The 14811-nt window shown below is 62.3% G+C and carries 17 protein-coding genes; all 17 read left to right on the forward strand.

Going from position 1 to position 14811, the window contains the following annotated elements; all coding sequences use genetic code 11:
* Positions 1-306: 306 nt before the first annotated feature.
* The 17 genes from AC3IUF_RS10750 (at position 307) to AC3IUF_RS10830 (ending at position 14810) form a co-directional block, all read left to right on the forward strand.
* Positions 307-2229, forward strand: coding sequence for a YncE family protein (locus AC3IUF_RS10750; RefSeq protein WP_489281004.1), 1923 nt, complete (start codon positions 307-309; stop codon positions 2227-2229).
* 14 nt (positions 2230-2243) lie between these two features.
* Positions 2244-2894: an SCO family protein gene (locus AC3IUF_RS10755; RefSeq protein WP_489281005.1), complete on the forward strand. Its 651-nt coding sequence runs from the start codon at positions 2244-2246 to the stop codon at positions 2892-2894.
* Positions 2891-3511 carry an SCO family protein gene (locus tag AC3IUF_RS10760; RefSeq protein WP_489281006.1) on the forward strand — a complete coding sequence of 207 codons (621 nt, stop codon included), beginning with the start codon at positions 2891-2893 and terminating at the stop codon, positions 3509-3511. Before AC3IUF_RS10755 ends, AC3IUF_RS10760 begins: the two co-directional genes overlap by 4 nt.
* 9 nt (positions 3512-3520) lie before the next feature.
* A complete protein-coding gene (locus tag AC3IUF_RS10765; protein WP_489281007.1) occupies positions 3521-5071 on the forward strand; it encodes a cytochrome c/ABC transporter substrate-binding protein in 1551 nt (516 codons plus the stop codon).
* A gap of 15 nt (positions 5072-5086) precedes the next feature.
* Positions 5087-5848 carry a peptidylprolyl isomerase gene (locus tag AC3IUF_RS10770; RefSeq protein WP_489281008.1) on the forward strand — a complete coding sequence of 254 codons (762 nt, stop codon included), beginning with the start codon at positions 5087-5089 and terminating at the stop codon, positions 5846-5848.
* A gap of 219 nt (positions 5849-6067) precedes the next feature.
* Complete coding sequence (locus tag AC3IUF_RS10775; RefSeq protein ID WP_007919379.1) at positions 6068-6598, forward strand: response regulator; 531 nt, start codon at positions 6068-6070, stop codon at positions 6596-6598.
* An 81-nt stretch (positions 6599-6679) separates the two neighbouring features.
* On the forward strand, positions 6680-8401 hold the full coding sequence (locus AC3IUF_RS10780) for a GspE/PulE family protein (protein ID WP_489281009.1): 1722 nt from the start codon (positions 6680-6682) through the stop codon (positions 8399-8401).
* Positions 8382-9185 carry a hypothetical protein gene (locus AC3IUF_RS10785; RefSeq protein WP_489281010.1) on the forward strand — a complete coding sequence of 268 codons (804 nt, stop codon included), beginning with the start codon at positions 8382-8384 and terminating at the stop codon, positions 9183-9185. The genes AC3IUF_RS10780 and AC3IUF_RS10785 overlap by 20 nt, the downstream gene beginning before the upstream one ends.
* Position 9186: 1 nt before the next feature.
* The gene (locus tag AC3IUF_RS10790; protein ID WP_463542771.1) at positions 9187-9732 is read left to right on the forward strand and encodes a PilN domain-containing protein; all 546 of its coding nucleotides are present in this window, start codon (positions 9187-9189) and stop codon (positions 9730-9732) included.
* A complete protein-coding gene (locus AC3IUF_RS10795) occupies positions 9719-10267 on the forward strand; it encodes a GspMb/PilO family protein (protein ID WP_095111640.1) in 549 nt (182 codons plus the stop codon). Before AC3IUF_RS10790 ends, AC3IUF_RS10795 begins: the two co-directional genes overlap by 14 nt.
* Positions 10267-10779, forward strand: a complete 513-nt coding sequence (locus AC3IUF_RS10800; RefSeq protein ID WP_095047573.1) for a hypothetical protein — start codon at positions 10267-10269, stop codon at positions 10777-10779. The genes AC3IUF_RS10795 and AC3IUF_RS10800 overlap by 1 nt, the downstream gene beginning before the upstream one ends.
* Positions 10776-12623: a secretin N-terminal domain-containing protein gene (locus AC3IUF_RS10805; RefSeq protein ID WP_414915450.1), complete on the forward strand. Its 1848-nt coding sequence runs from the start codon at positions 10776-10778 to the stop codon at positions 12621-12623. The genes AC3IUF_RS10800 and AC3IUF_RS10805 overlap by 4 nt, the downstream gene beginning before the upstream one ends.
* Positions 12624-12625: 2 nt before the next feature.
* Positions 12626-13099 carry a type II secretion system protein gene (locus tag AC3IUF_RS10810; protein WP_489281011.1) on the forward strand — a complete coding sequence of 158 codons (474 nt, stop codon included), beginning with the start codon at positions 12626-12628 and terminating at the stop codon, positions 13097-13099.
* 5 nt (positions 13100-13104) lie between these two features.
* Positions 13105-13479 carry a type II secretion system protein gene (locus tag AC3IUF_RS10815; protein ID WP_007919395.1) on the forward strand — a complete coding sequence of 125 codons (375 nt, stop codon included), beginning with the start codon at positions 13105-13107 and terminating at the stop codon, positions 13477-13479.
* The gene (locus AC3IUF_RS10820) at positions 13454-13993 is read left to right on the forward strand and encodes a type II secretion system protein (RefSeq protein ID WP_102902832.1); all 540 of its coding nucleotides are present in this window, start codon (positions 13454-13456) and stop codon (positions 13991-13993) included. Before AC3IUF_RS10815 ends, AC3IUF_RS10820 begins: the two co-directional genes overlap by 26 nt.
* Positions 13990-14382 carry a curli production assembly/transport protein CsgE gene (gene csgE / locus AC3IUF_RS10825; RefSeq protein ID WP_095111636.1) on the forward strand — a complete coding sequence of 131 codons (393 nt, stop codon included), beginning with the start codon at positions 13990-13992 and terminating at the stop codon, positions 14380-14382. Before AC3IUF_RS10820 ends, csgE begins: the two co-directional genes overlap by 4 nt.
* A complete protein-coding gene (locus AC3IUF_RS10830) occupies positions 14379-14810 on the forward strand; it encodes a curli assembly protein CsgF (protein WP_007919401.1) in 432 nt (143 codons plus the stop codon). The genes csgE and AC3IUF_RS10830 overlap by 4 nt, the downstream gene beginning before the upstream one ends.
* The last annotated feature ends 1 nt before the right edge of the window (position 14811 follow it).

The following is a 14811-nucleotide window of genomic DNA, read 5'->3' on the forward strand; positions in this document are numbered from 1 at the left end:
AATCCTTGTGGGAGCTGGGGTGCCAGTGAGTTTGACGGGCTGGATAAAAAACCTGTGGGAGCTGGCTTGCCAGCGATGACGGCGGCGCAGGCGCAATTGATGTGACAGGAAGGACGCCATCGCTGGCAAGCCAGCTCCCACAGGGTCTGCGGTGGGCAGTGAGGTTGGCGGGATGAATGCAAATCCCATGTAGGCCTTCGCCTGCTCGCGATCGGGACAACTCGGTTTCGGATGGTGAGGCGGATGACGCCATCGCGAGCAGGCTCACTCCTAGAGGGATGGGTTTGCAAATGAGGGGAGGGTGGTATGAACAGGATCATCAACATCGTCGGTATTTGCACCCTGGCCATGGCCGGGGCGTTGTTGACGCTGAGTGAGATTGCGCTGGCGCAAACCGCTGGCGAGCAGACGCTGAACCGTGACGGCGTGGCGGTGGATTTCGACCTCAAGCCGCTGGCCGCCGACGGCAAGCTGCGCGAAGGCGAATTCGCCGATGTGCAGTTCCGCGTCACCGACAGCGCTTCCGGCCAGCCGTTGTCCGGGGTGGCGCCGGGCGCCTGGGTCGATCCGCAGACCCTCGCCGCCGATCAAGCCCAGGGCCGCGACCAGAGCTGCAAAGCCCGGGTCGGGGTGTTCCTTAAATCCAACATCGGCGCGCGGCCGTTGCTCGACCTCAACAGCTATTTCCTGCTGGTGATGAACCGCGACGCCAGCATCGCCGTGGTCGATCCGTCGGTGTCAGTGGGCGGCATCACCAGCACCCTCGCGCGCATCGAACTCAAGCAACCACCGATGGATTGGGTCACCCCAAAAGACAACAAACGCGTATTCGTTTCGATGCCAACGGCAGGCGAAGTGGCCGTCATCGACAGCGAACAATTCAAGGTTCTCGCTTCGATCAAAGCCGGCAGCCAACCGGTGCGCGTGGCACTGCAACCGGATGAACGCCTGCTCTGGGTCGGCAACAACGCCAGCAAAGCCGAAGACTCCGGCGTGACGGTGATCGACAGCCAAAGCCTCAAACCTCTCAAACACTTGCAGACCGGGCGCGGCCACCACGAAATCAGCTTCAGCAAGGACAGCCGTTTTGCCTTCGTCAGCAACCGCGACGACGGCACCGTCAGCGTGATCGACATCGCCAGCCTGAACGTCGTCCAGCAGATCAAAACCGGCTCGCATCCGCTGTCAGTCGCCTATTCGGCGCTGTCCGGCGCAGTCTACGTGGCCGATGGTAAAGACGGCACCGTCACCGTGATCGACGCCAGCACCCACGCCATCCGCCGGGTGATCAAACTGCAACAAGGCCTCGGCCCGATGGGCTTCAGCGCCGACGGCCGCTTCGGTATTGTGCTCAACACCTTGGAAAACCGCGCCACGGTTATCGACGCCTCCACCAACAGCGCGATCCACGACCTCGACGTCAGCGCCGAACCCTACCAAGTGGTGTTCACCCAGGCCTACGCCTACATCCGCGGACTCGCTTCGCCGAAAGTCACCATGATCAACCTGTCTTCCCTCGGCGAAGGTCGCCAGCCGATCAGCCAGGGTTTCGAGGCCGGCCCGCAAGCGCCGCGCCTGGCCGGGGATTTGCCGCTGGCCTCAAGCCTGGCGGTGTCGCGTGACGACAACGCGGTGTTCGTGGTCAATCCGGTCGACAACACCACCTATTTCTACGCCGAAGGCATGAACGCGCCGATGTCCGGTTACCCCAACCGTGGCCAGATCGCCCGCGCCGCCATGGTCATCGACCGCAGCCTGCGCGAAGTCTCGCCGGGCCTCTACAGCGCGCGGGTGAAGCTGCCGGCAGCGGGGCGTTTCGACGTGGCGTTCCTGCTCAACCAACCGAACATCATTCACTGCTTCACTGCGCAGATTGAGCCTGACGGCAAACCGCAAAAACACCTCGGCCAGCCGAAAGTCGAGTTCCTCCTCGACAAGACTGCCGTGGCACTCAACGACCCGTACGTCGTGCGTTTCCGCATCGTGCAAGGCAAAGACAAAAGCCAGCGCAGCGGCGTGAAAGACGTGCAACTGCGCTACTACCTCGCGCCCACTTCGCACCCGCGTGAAGTGGCGGCGCTGGAAGTCGCCGACGGCGTGTACGAGGCGCCAATCACCCTCGACCGCAGCGGCGCCTGGTACCTGCATGTGCGTGCGGCATCGCTGGGCGCCGGTTTCGATGACAAGACCTTTGCCAGTGTTCGGGTCACCCCCGGCCAGGCCCGTTGAAGAGGAGTTTCGACATGAACCGATTTGCATCCAGTGGCCTGCTGACCCTGTGCCTGTTGAGCTTTGGCATTCAACAAGTCCACGCTCATTCGGCCGACGAACACGCCGGGCACAAAGCCCCGACCAGCAACACCCAAGAGCATGCCCAAGTGAAATTCGCCAATGTGCCGCTGCTCGATCAGAACGGTAAAACCGTGCGCCTCGAACAAGACCTGGTGCAGGGCAAAATCGTCGTTATGAGCTTTATCTACACCAGTTGCACCACGGTGTGCCCGGTGGTTTCGTCGATCATGGGCAAGGTGCAGAAGCAGCTTGGCGCGCGGGTCGGCGAAGAAGTGCAGTTGGTCTCAATCAGCATCGACCCGCAGCGCGACGACCCGAAACGCCTGCAGGATTATGCCCGTACCTTCCAGCGCGGGCCGGGCTGGAGCTGGCTGACCGGCTCGCCACAGTCGATCAATGAAACCCTCAAGGGCCTCGGCAGTTTCAGTGGCGATCTGAAGAGTCATCAACCGCTGATCCTCGTCGGCGACGGCGACAGCCGCCACTGGATGCGCTACTACGGCTTCACTGATCCGGCGCTGCTGGCCAAGGAAGTGGAAAAACTCAGCGGCCTGCGCACCCACGCCAAACACACCGCCATCGCCATGGAGCAACAGCCATGAGACTGCTCGACTGGATCTCCCTGACCGTGTGCTTCTGGATTCTCGGTAACGTCGCGTTCGCTCACGAAGGCCATGTCTCTGAGCCGCCAGCCGCTGTGGCTGCCGCGCCGGCCAAAGGCACCCACGACGCGAAAACCTGGTTCACCGACACGCCGTTGCAGGATCAGAACGGCGAGACGTTGCGCTTCTACAGCGATGCGCTGCAAAACCGCATAGTCCTGCTCAACGTGATCTTCACCAGTTGCAACGATGCCTGCCCGCTGATCACGCAAAAGCTCAAGGAAGTCCGCGAGCTGTTGGGCGACAAGGCGCAGGGCATCACCTTTATTTCCCTTACCAGTGACCCGCTGCGCGACACGCCAGCGGTGCTCAAGGCTTACACCTTGAAGCAGGGTTCCGATGACCCTCATTGGCTTTTTCTTACTGGCGACAAAGCGCAGATGGACCTGGTATTGAGCCGCATCGGCCAGATCGTGCCGACGCCCGAGCAGCATTCCACGCAGTTGATCGTCGGCGATGTCGCCAATAAACGCTGGAGCAAGATCCGTCCCGACGCCCCGGCCGCCGCCATTGCCCAGCGCTTGCAGTTGCTGACAATGCCCGTGGCTGGCCGTTGAGTCCGCGCCATGAACCTGAGCCGCGTCCTCGCCCTGATCCTGTTCGCTGGCGTCAGCCTTGGCGCGGGCGCTGCGCCGCTGAGCCCGGAAGAGGCGGCGGGCAAGCGCCTGTACCGCCTGAGTCTGTCGGCCAGTGGCGAGGCGATCATGGCGCGGGTCGGTGCGGCAGATGTGTTGCTGCCGGCAACCAGCCTGCCGTGCGCCAATTGCCATGGCGCCGATGGCCTCGGTCGACCGGAAGGCGGGGTGCGTCCGCCGCCGCTGAACTGGGCGCGACTGACCAGCACGTATGGCCAGCAACAGGTCAATGGGCGCAGCTATCCGGCCTACACCGAGAGCAGTCTGGCGACCGTCATCGAGCAGGGCCGCGACCCCGGCCACAATCGCCTCGACCCGAGCATGCCGCGCTTTCTGTTGTCGATGAAGGATCAGCGCAACCTCACCGCCTATCTCAAACGCCTCGCCGATGAACGCGACCCCGGCCTCGATGCCGAGACTTTGCACCTGGGCACCTTGCTGCCCAGCCAAGGCCCTTTGGCCGAGGAGGGCGCGACAGTGGCAGCGGTGCTCAACGGCAGTGTCGCGCGGATCAATCAGGCCGGTGGCATACACGGCCGGCAGTTGCGCTTGACGGTGATCGATCCCGGCCCGGACCGCGCCAGTGCCGAGCAGGCGTTGCAGCGTTTGATCGAGCAGGAGCAGGTGTTCGCCCTGATCGCGCCGCTGGCGCCGGCCCTCGACAGCGAACTGGCAAGTCGACTGGAGCAGTCTGGCGTACCGCTGATTGGCGCCTTGTCGTTGCTCGGATCGATGCAGGCCAGTCCGCAGATTTTCGAACCGTTGCCCGGCCTGCGCGAGCAACTGATCGCGCTGGCCGACTACGCCACGGCGAGTTTGCGCGTGCTGCAAGGGCCGACGCTGATTGCCTATCCCGATGATCCTGCACAAACGCTGGCTGCGCAAAACCTCGGCCAGTATTTACAGGATCACGGCTGGCAAAAAGTCCAACTGCAAGCCTACGACCCGACGGCGGATGCGCTACCGCTGGGTTCGCGCTCGGTGTTTTATCTGGGTACTGGCGGCGGTTTCAGTCGTTTGGCGACGCGGCTGCAAAGCGCCGGGCAGGTGCCGTATCTGTTCGCCGCCTCCAGCCAGGTGGCCGGCGATCTGCTGCAAGTCCCCGACGGCTTTACTCGGCGGGTGTTTCTCGCCTATCCGTTCGTGCCCAGCGACTGGACCCAGACCGGGCGCATGGCCCTGACGCTGCTGCGCGAAGGCCAGGGCCTCGGCGCCCAGCATGCGGTGCTGCAAGTCGGCGCCTACGCCTCGATGTTGCTGCTCAGCGAAGGCATGAAACAGGCCGGCCGCGACGCCAGCCGCGAAAAACTGGTGACGGCGCTGGAAGGCCTGCACGACTTCGACACCGGCCTGACCCCGCGCCTGAGTTTCGGCCCCGGACGACGCCTGGGTCTGAGCGGCGCCCATGTGGTCACCGTGGACTTGCCGGATCAGCGCTTTTATCTGGTCGCACCCTATAAACCGATTGTTGCCAGCCCCTGAATGGAGGGCCCGATCATGAAGCTCACAACGCTGATAATGCTGCTGACCTGCTGGCTGCCACTGGCGTGGGCCAATAACGAGCCGGCCGTGGCGCGAGTCAACGGCGAGGAGATTTCCGGGTTTCGCTTTGAGCGCTTCTTCGCCGAATACCTGGAAGATCAGGGTCGCGCCGTGGCGAGCATTCGTAATCCCAACGCCTATAAACAGCTGCGCCAGGCAGCACTGCAAGCGCTGATCGACAAAGAGCTGCTGTGGCAGGAAGCGCAAAAGCGCGGGGTGCAGATCGACGATCAAGTGGTGCTTCAGCAAGTCGAGCAGACCCGCAGTGCCATCGGCGGCACGGATAAATTCGTCCGGCGCTTGCAGGACGCCGGTTTCGACGAAGCGTCCTTCACCGAGTACACCCGCCGCGAACTGGCGGCTCAGCAGATGTTTGCCGAGCTGATCCGCGCCAATACCTTGCAACCCCGCCACCTGCTGATCCGCGTGCCCGCGCAAGCGGATGCAGCCACAGTGGCCGCAGCGCGTCTACGCTTGATGCAGATGCGCGCGCCGATTGCCGAGGCCGCGACGTTTGCCAGCCAACCGGTGCGCTCACCGTTCGGCTGGCATGTGATTTATTTGCCGAACCACCTGGAGGCCGCCGATGTCCCAGATTTGCAGGGGCTGGATACAGTCAGGGCAGAGCTCGCCCGACAGCAACAGACCCAGGCTCGTCGTCAGGTGCTCGCGCAATTACGGGTGCAGAACAGGATCGAACGAATTGACGACGACTGAAGGTTCCCCCCCAATAGTGGGGAATGGCTTCGATGTCCATTCAGGTGCTTCCCCGTTTCTGGGGAACGGGGTACCGGGACGAGCGGGCATTGTCATTAAATTCAAGGACATGAAGAGATAAAATTACCGGCGCTCAGCCTGGCATGAAGTGTGCGTTACCCCTGGTAAGGCGCACTCTCAGGGCAGGGTCATCGGACCTGCTGTTTCAAGGAGTCGACCTTGGTTAACAAAGTACTGGTTGTCGAAGACGAACAGCTGCTTGCACAAAACCTTCAGGATTATCTGTCGGCGCAGGGGCTGGACGTCCGGATTGCACATGACGGAGCGACGGGTATCGGTTTGGCCGAAACGTTTGCCCCCGACGTGCTGGTGTTCGATTACCGCTTGCCCGATATGGAAGGCTTTGAGGTGCTCGACGCGGTCCGCCAGAACAGGACGTGTAATTTTGTGCTGATAACAGGTCACCCCACCGCTGAAGTCTGTGAGCGGGCGCGGCAACTGCAAGTCAGCCACATCCTGTTCAAACCGTTTCCATTGGCGGAACTGGCCCGAGCTGTCTGCGACCTTCTGGGCATCAAGCGCGAAGCGAAACCCGGTGCGAGCCCTTCCGAGGGCTTCGTCGAACGACGCCAGAGCAGGACCGAGAGCTTCCCGTTGCAGTTGTACGATGGCAGTTGGGTGTTGGCGGATCGGCGACGGCAGTCGCAATCCATGGCGCCGGACGACGATCAAATGCTCACCGGGGAGTAATGGCGCGATCAGACGTTCCGGCACTTGCCGCCAAGGTTTGCCGCGCCGACAGGGCACTGAGCCCCGGTTGGAGAGCAAGCCATGGAACGTCTGTCCGTTGTCGTCGAACCTCTGCTGGCCGAAAGCGCGCCTGCGCATTTTTCCAGTGAACACTTTTCCAGCGAGCAGTTGTCCCAGGCCCGGGCGCGGGCCGCCACCTCCGGCGAACGCGTGCTTGAAGCCCTTGGCGTACTCTGTGAACTGGCGCCGATGCCGTTCATTCACACCCTCGGCGCCACCCTGCATTACCCGGTGCTCGACACCGACAGCCTGTTTGCGGCGACGCCGGTTTTCGACCGCGTCACCCTCGCACAATGCCTGAAACGTGAATTCATCCTGCTGCGCCACAACGACGAAGTCATCGGCGTGTTTGCCGACCCCTTCGACCCGGCGCGGCTGGCCTGGATCGATGACTGCCTGCACGGAGCGCCGCTGCATCTGGTGCACGCCGATGACCTCAAGGCCTATCTGGCCCGTCACGAAGAAAGCTTCCACGCCGTCGAATCGCTGAACGCCCAAGGCGATACCCACCACGAAATCGACACCCTGCAAAGCCTGTCGCTGACCAGCATCAGCGAAGACGCCAGCAGCGTGGTGAAACTGGTCAACTCGACCCTCTACGACGCGCTGAAAATGCATGCCAGCGACATCCACCTCGGCACCACCGGCCACGGTCTGGTGATCAAGTACCGCATCGACGGCGTGCTCAACAACATCAGCAAAGTCCAAGGTACGGAGTTCGCCGAGCAGGTGATCTCGCGGGTCAAGGTCATGGCTGAACTGGACATCGGCGAAAAACGCGTGCCGCAGGACGGTCGTTTCAAGATCGGCATCAGTGGCCGTCAGATTGACTTCCGTGTGTCGATCATGCCGAGCATTTTTGGCGAAGACGCGGTGCTGCGTGTCCTCGACAAACAGGATCTGGCTGACAAGGTCTGCGGCGTGCAATTGCAGGCGCTGGGCTTTGAAGACGAAACCCTGCGTCAGTTGCGCCGGCTCGCCGCCGAACCCTACGGGATGGTCCTTGTGACCGGCCCGACCGGCAGCGGCAAGACCACCACGCTGTACGCGATGATCACCGAGATCAACCACGGCGTGGACAAGATCATCACCATCGAAGACCCGGTCGAATATCAACTGCCGGGGGTGCTGCAGATCCCGGTCAACGAGAAAAAAGGCCTGACCTTCGCCCGGGGTTTGCGCTCGATCCTGCGCCACGACCCGGACAAGATCATGGTCGGCGAAATCCGTGACCCGGACACCGCGCAGATCGCCGTGCAATCGGCGCTCACTGGCCACCTAGTGTTCACCACCATCCACGCCAACAACGTTTTCGACGTGATCGGCCGCTTCACCCAAATGGAAATCGACCCCTACAGCCTGGTCTCGGCGCTCAATGCGATTCTCGCCCAGCGCCTGATTCGGCTGGTGTGCGCCAGTTGCAGCGCGCCGGTCAATCCAAGCGATGAAGAGCTGCGCGCCTCGGGCCTCAATCCGCAGAAAGTCGATCACTACCACTTCGTCCACGGCAAAGGCTGCGGCCACTGCCGGGGCAGCGGTTATCGCGGGCGCACGGCGATTGCCGAGTTGCTGCACCTCGACGACGAGCTGCGCCAGATGATCGTCGAGCGCCAACCGATCAAACAAATCAAAGCCCTGGCCTGTGCCCGTGGTTTGCGCCTGCTGCGCGAATCGGCGCTGGAGCTGGTGGAACAAGGTCGCACCACGCTGGAGGAGATCAATCGTGTCACTTTTATCGCGTGAGCGTTTTGTCGCCGTGCTCGGCGCCAGCGGTGTTGGCCTCGGTCAGCGGCGCGGCAGCGACACCCTGTGGCTGGGCAGCGTCGGTTACATCGACGAAGGCTTCCAGAGCTACGCGGTGGCGCTGGATACCCTCGATCGCCTGCTCGGTGAACACGCCCGTGCCGGTGCCGAATTGAGCGTGGTCATCTCCGGGCACTTCAGCCGCTTCTGCCTGGTGCCGTGGAGCGCGCAAATCAGCAGCCCTGAAGAACTGCGCGGCTTTGCTCAGCTGTGTTTCGAAGACCTGTTCGGTGCACCAACCCAGCCGTGGAGTCTGGTGCTGTCCGCCGAACCGGCCGGTTACGACCGCATCGCCAGCGCTTTGCCGCAAGACTTGCTCGAACGTCTGCGGGTGCTGGTCAGCGGTCGCGGTTTGCGCCTGCGCTCGGTGCAGCCGTACCTGATGGCGGCGTTCAATCGCTTCGACAAAAGCCTCGATGCCGGCGACTTCCTCTTTGTCGTCGCCGAGCCGCAACGCAGTGTGTTGTTGCTGGCGAGGGAAGGGCGCTGGGCTGGCGTGCGTTCGGTGGGCGGCAGCGACAGCGACGCGGCGCTGAATGCCTTGATCGGTCGCGAACGGCAGCTGCAAGCCTCGACCAGCGAACGTGCCTTCAACGTTTATCTGCATGCCCCGGCGCGCCTCGATGCGCATCCGGACGTGGCGGGCGTGCAACTGCGCACCCTTGAAGACGACTCGATGAACGTGCGTGACGGCTTGTACGTCATGTCCCGGGCGGTGGCCTGACATGCGCGCCCTTAACCTCGATTTTCAGCCACGGCCACGTTCCGGCCCATTGGGTTGGAGTTTGCTCGGTGGCGGTGTGCTGCTGGCGCTGCTGTGCTTCGGCGTGCAACAGCACCTCGGCGCGCACACCGAACAGCAACAAGGCCACCTGCAAACCACCCAGCGTCAGCTCACCGGCGACAGCGGCGCCAAGTCCACCCTGAGCCCGGCGGAAACCCGCGAGCAAGCGGCAAACCTCGCCGAGATGCGCAAGGTCTCGCAGCAACTGCGCCGGCCATGGGAACGCCTGTTCGCCATGCTCGAAGCGATGCCGCGCGATGACGTCGCGCTGCTGACCCTGACCCCGGATGCCCGTAAAGGTCAGGTACGCATCAGCGCCGAAGCGCGAGATCTGCAAGCGATGCTCGACTTCCACAAACGTCTGGAAGCCAGCGACGAGCTGTCGGACGTGTCGCTGCTCAGCCACGAAATTGTCGTCAAATCGCCGGAACAACCGGTGCAATTCAACCTGTCGGCGACTTGGGAGATTGGCGATGCGAATCCCTAGACTGATCGTCCACGAATACCTGCAAGGTCTCGGTGTTCCGGGCCTGGCCGGGCTGGCGCTGCTGCTGATCGCCGTGGCTTGGGCACTCGGTGGTTTGCTGCCGGGTTGGCAATCATTGCAGCACCTGAGCCTGCAGACTCAGGAAGCCACCGCGTACTTGGCCAAGGTTGAGGACGGCAGCATCGCGCCACCGGTGGTGCCACAGCGTCAGCTCGACGACTTCCGCAACAAACTGCCGGCGCAGCCGCAAGCCACCGTCGCCATCGACCGCATCTACGCCCTTGCAGCCCAGGAGCACATCACCCTGGCGCGCGGTGAATATGCCCTCGGCGTCGACCCGAAAACCCATCTGGCGCGCTATCAGATTCTCCTGCCAGTGCGCGGCAGCTACCCGCAACTGCGCCGCTTCCTGCACGCCTTGCTCGGGCAGTTGCCGGCGGTGGTGGTGGAAGACCTCGAGTTGCAACGCAAAAAGATTGGCGACACCGACCTCAACGGCCGGATCCGTATGACCCTTTACCTGTCGAGGTCGTGATGAATACCAAGCGCGTGACAGGTTGGTTGGCATTCTTCGGCGTAGCGGCCGCGCTGGCGTGGTTGCCGGAATATTTCTCGCCAAGCGAAGACGCCGATTCCAACGAAGTGGCCGTCGCTACGCCGGGGAAAACCCGTGGCGCGCTGCCGGCCAGCACCGCCAAGGCCAAAGACGCCCCGATCAAGGATTTGAGCCCGGCCGGCGACCTGTTTGCCGCCAAATCCTGGAAGGCCGCGCCGACTCTGGCCACGGTCACCGAAATGGCCATCAATCCAGCAACAGTGGTGCAAGCCCCGAGCCTGCCACCGGTGCCGTTTCAGTTCGTCGGCAGGCTGCATGACCGCAGCGACCTGCAAGTGTTTTTGCAGAACGGCGAAAAGATCTACGTCGTGCGCAATGGGGATGTGATCGACGACACCTGGAAGATCACCGGCATTTCCGATCTGGAACTGAGTCTGGTCTACCTGCCCTTGCATTTGTCGCAGACCCTGTCTGTGGGGAGTACGCAATGAACCGTTCCCGTTTGCTGATGAGCCTGGGCCTGTGTGCCGGGCTGGCCGCGTGCAGTTCTGCACAAGTGGCCAACAAGGAAGCCGCCGACCTGATTGAACAGGGTCAGTACGAAGCGGGGCTGGCCCGTGTCGAGGAAGGTCTGCGCGAAAACCCACGGGACACCGAGCTGCACTTGCTGCTCAACAGCGGTCGGGCCAAGGCCATCACCGCGTTGCTGACGACCGGCGACACCGACCGTTCGCGCCGCGATTTCGCCTCGGCGCGGGTGGCCTACAACCGCGCGCTGACCATCGAGCCGAACAACCGCCGCGCTCAGGATGCCCTGAAGCAGATGGACTACCTGCGCAGCATGGACGAGAAACTCGAACTGGCCCGTGGCGACCTGCGTCGCGGTGACATCTACGGTGCTGATCGGCAGGTCAAACAGATCCTCGAACTCGACCCGAATAACGAAGGCGCGCTGGCGCTGCAAGGCAACATTCGTCTGGTGCAGAGCCGCAACGTGATTGCTTATCCGCAACTGCGCACCAAGCTTGATCGGCCGGTGACTCTGGAGTTTCGCGACGCCAACCTGAAGACCATTTTCGAAGTGCTGTCGCAGGTCGCCGGACTGAACTTCATCTTCGACAAAGACCTGCGCCCGGACATGAAAGCGACGATCTTCGTGCGTGACGTGCGCATCGAAGACGCCGTGACCCTGCTGCTGCAACAGAACCAGTTGCACCAGAAAGTGGTGAACGAAAACACCTTGCTCATCTACCCGGACTCGCCACAGAAAGTGAAGGATTACCAGGAACTGGTGATGCGCACGTTCTACCTGACCAGCATCGACGCCAACACCGCGCTGAACATGGTCAAAACCATGCTCAAGACCCGCGACGTGTTCGTCGACGAACGCCTCAACACCCTGACCATGCGCGACACCGAAGACGCCGTGCGCATGGCCGAGAAACTGCTGCAGTCGCAAGATCAGTCCAACCCGGAAGTGGTGCTGGAGGTGGAAGTGATGGAAGTCGCCACCCAGCGCATTCTCGACCTAGGGCTGCAATGGCCGAACACCTTCGGCGTGGTCAACAGCGACGGTTCGGCGGTGACTCTGCTTGATCAACTGAAAGGCATCAATTCCAGCCGGATTTCGATCTCGCCGTCGCCGCAAGCCAAGATCAACGCCCAGGACAATGACATCAACACCCTCGCCAGCCCGGTGATTCGTGTGAGCAACCGTGAGCAGGCGCGGATCCACATCGGTCAGCGCGTGCCGATCATCAGCGCGACTTCGGTGCCGTCGACGCAAGGCCCAGTGATCACTGAGAGCGTCACCTACCTCGACGTCGGTCTGAAGCTCGAAGTGCAGCCGACCGTGCACCTGAACAACGAAGTGGCGATCAAGATTGCTCTCGAAGTGAGTAACGCCACGCCGCTGGAGCCGACCCGGCAGGGCACGATCCCGGTGCAGGTCGACACCCGTAACGCGCAAACCTCGCTGCGTTTGCATGACGGCGAAACGCAGATCCTCGCTGGCCTGATGCGCAACGACCACGGCGCCACCGGCAACAAGATTCCGGGCCTCGGCGATATCCCAGGGATTGGCCGGCTGTTCGGCAGCAACAAGGACACCGTCGGCAAATCCGAACTGGTGCTGTCGATCACCCCACGGATCGTGCGCAACCTGCCGTACCAGAGCCCGTCGGACATGGAGTTCTCCACTGGTACCGAAACCAGCATGCACATCCAGGCACCGGATCGTTCGCAGAGTTACGTGATGCCATCGCCTGCCGCGCAGCCGCGTGCAGTCGGTGAGTCGGCCGTGGCCACCACCCATGTCACCGTCGAGAAGCCTTGATCATGAACGCCTGCCAACGCGGTTTCAGCCTGATCGAAGTCGTGGTGACGCTGGCCCTGATCGGCCTGTTGGCGAGCATGGCCGCGCCGCTGACCGAGACTTTGGTGCGGCGTGGCAAGGAGCAGGAATTACGCAACGCGCTGTACCAGATTCGCGATGGCATCGACGCCTACAAACGCGCCTTCGATGCCGGCTACATCGAGAAGTCGCTGAACAGCAGCGGCTACCCGCCGAATCTGCAAGTACTGGTCGAAGGCGTGCGCGATGTGCGCAGTGCCAAAGGCGCCAAGTTCTACTTTTTACGCCGCATCCCGCGCGATCCGCTGGTGCCGGCCAAACGTGATGACGAAGGGGGTTGGGGCGTGCGCACCTACAACAGTTCGGCTCAGAACCCGCGCGATGGCGAGGACGTGTTCGACGTCTACTCCCACGCCCGGGGCAAGGGCCTCAACGGCATCGCCTACCGCGAGTGGTGAACCTCATGCGCCGGGAAAAAGGTTTTACCTTGCTGGAGCTGATGGTGGTGATGGCGATCATCGCCACGCTGATGACCATCGCGCTGCCGCGCTACTTCAACAGCCTCGAAGCGTCGAAGGAAACCACCCTGCGCCAGAGCCTGTCGGCGATGCGCGAGGCGCTGGATCACTTTTACGGCGACACCGGGCGGTATCCGGATTCCATCGAGCAACTGATCGAACAACGTTACCTGCGCAACGCGCCACTCGATCCGATCACCGAACGCAAAGACCAGTGGGTGCTGATCGCGCCACCGGACGGTGTGGCGGGTGGCGTGGCTGATATCAAAAGCGGTGCTACCGGGAGGGCGCGTGATGGCAGCCAGTATTCCGAGTGGTAACCGCGCGCAGCAGGGTGGCTTCACCTACCTGGGCGTGCTGTTCCTGATTGTGGTGATGGGCATGGGGCTGGCCAGTGCCGGCGAGTTGTGGTCGACCGCTTCGCGCCGTGATCGTGAACGCCAGTTGCTCTGGGTCGGCACTCAGTACGCACAGGCGTTGCGCAGTTATTACCGCAGTTCGCCAGGGTTGGCGCAGTACCCGAAAGAACTCGTAGATCTGCTCGACGATCAGCGTTTTCCAGAAGCGAAACATCATTTGCGTCAGCTTTATCCAGACCCGATCGGTCAGGGTGAATGGGCATTGCAACGTGGTTTTGATGGACGCATCACCGGCCTCAACAGTCCTTCGACCGAGCTGCCTTTGAAGCAATCGGGCTTCCCGACGCAGTGGTCGGATTTCGACGGCATGCAGCGTTATTCGGACTGGCAGTTCGTCGCCGAAAAGGCCTTCCTCGACGGCACCAATGGCCCGGCCAAAGGCCAGTCGAATCTGCCACAGGCGTTGCAGCCATGACTCGCCACTGGTGGTGCGCGCTGATGCTCACCGTGGCGGCGTGCTGCGCGCAGGCCGGTGAGGAAGACGAAATGATGGGCTTTATCGTCGACGACACGATCTCGCACATCGGCCACGACTTTTACTACTCGTTCAGTGAACGCCTGCGCGACACCAGCCCGATGGATTTCAACCTGGTGGTGCGCGAGCGGCCCGACGCGCGCTGGGGCAGCCTGGTGACCGTGGAATATCAGCAACGCCTGGTTTATCGGCGCTTCCTGCCGCCGAACACCGTGGAACTGAAGGACGAGGCCTACGCGGCCGCCGACTGGGTTCGACGCCAGGTTGTCCAGCGCAAGCTGGAGGCTCTGTTGCAGGACACCACCGACCTTGAGAAGGACGAACTATGAACAGCACAACGTTCTCACGGCGCAGCGGATTGTGGATCTCGGGGTTGTTGATCGGGCTCGCCAGCGCTGCCGCTGTCCAGGCCACTGAACTGGTCTACACGCCGGTCAATCCGTCGTTCGGCGGCAATCCGCTGAACGGTACCTGGTTGCTCAACAACGCTCAGGCGCAAAACGATCACGACGATCCGGACATCCAGAGCCGCTCGGCAGTGGCCGGGACGTCGGCGCTGGAGCGCTTCACCAGTCAATTGCAATCGCGGCTGCTAGGGCAGTTGCTGGACAACATCTCCACCGGCAACACGGGGAGCCTGTCCACCGACTCTTTTATCGTCAACGTCATCGACGACTCCGGGGCACTGAGCATTGAAGTGACCGATCGAGCGACCGGTGAGGTTTCGGAAATTCAGGTGAACGGCCTCAACCCATGAC

The sequence above is a fragment of the Pseudomonas sp. KH_040 genome (assembly GCF_057839305.1).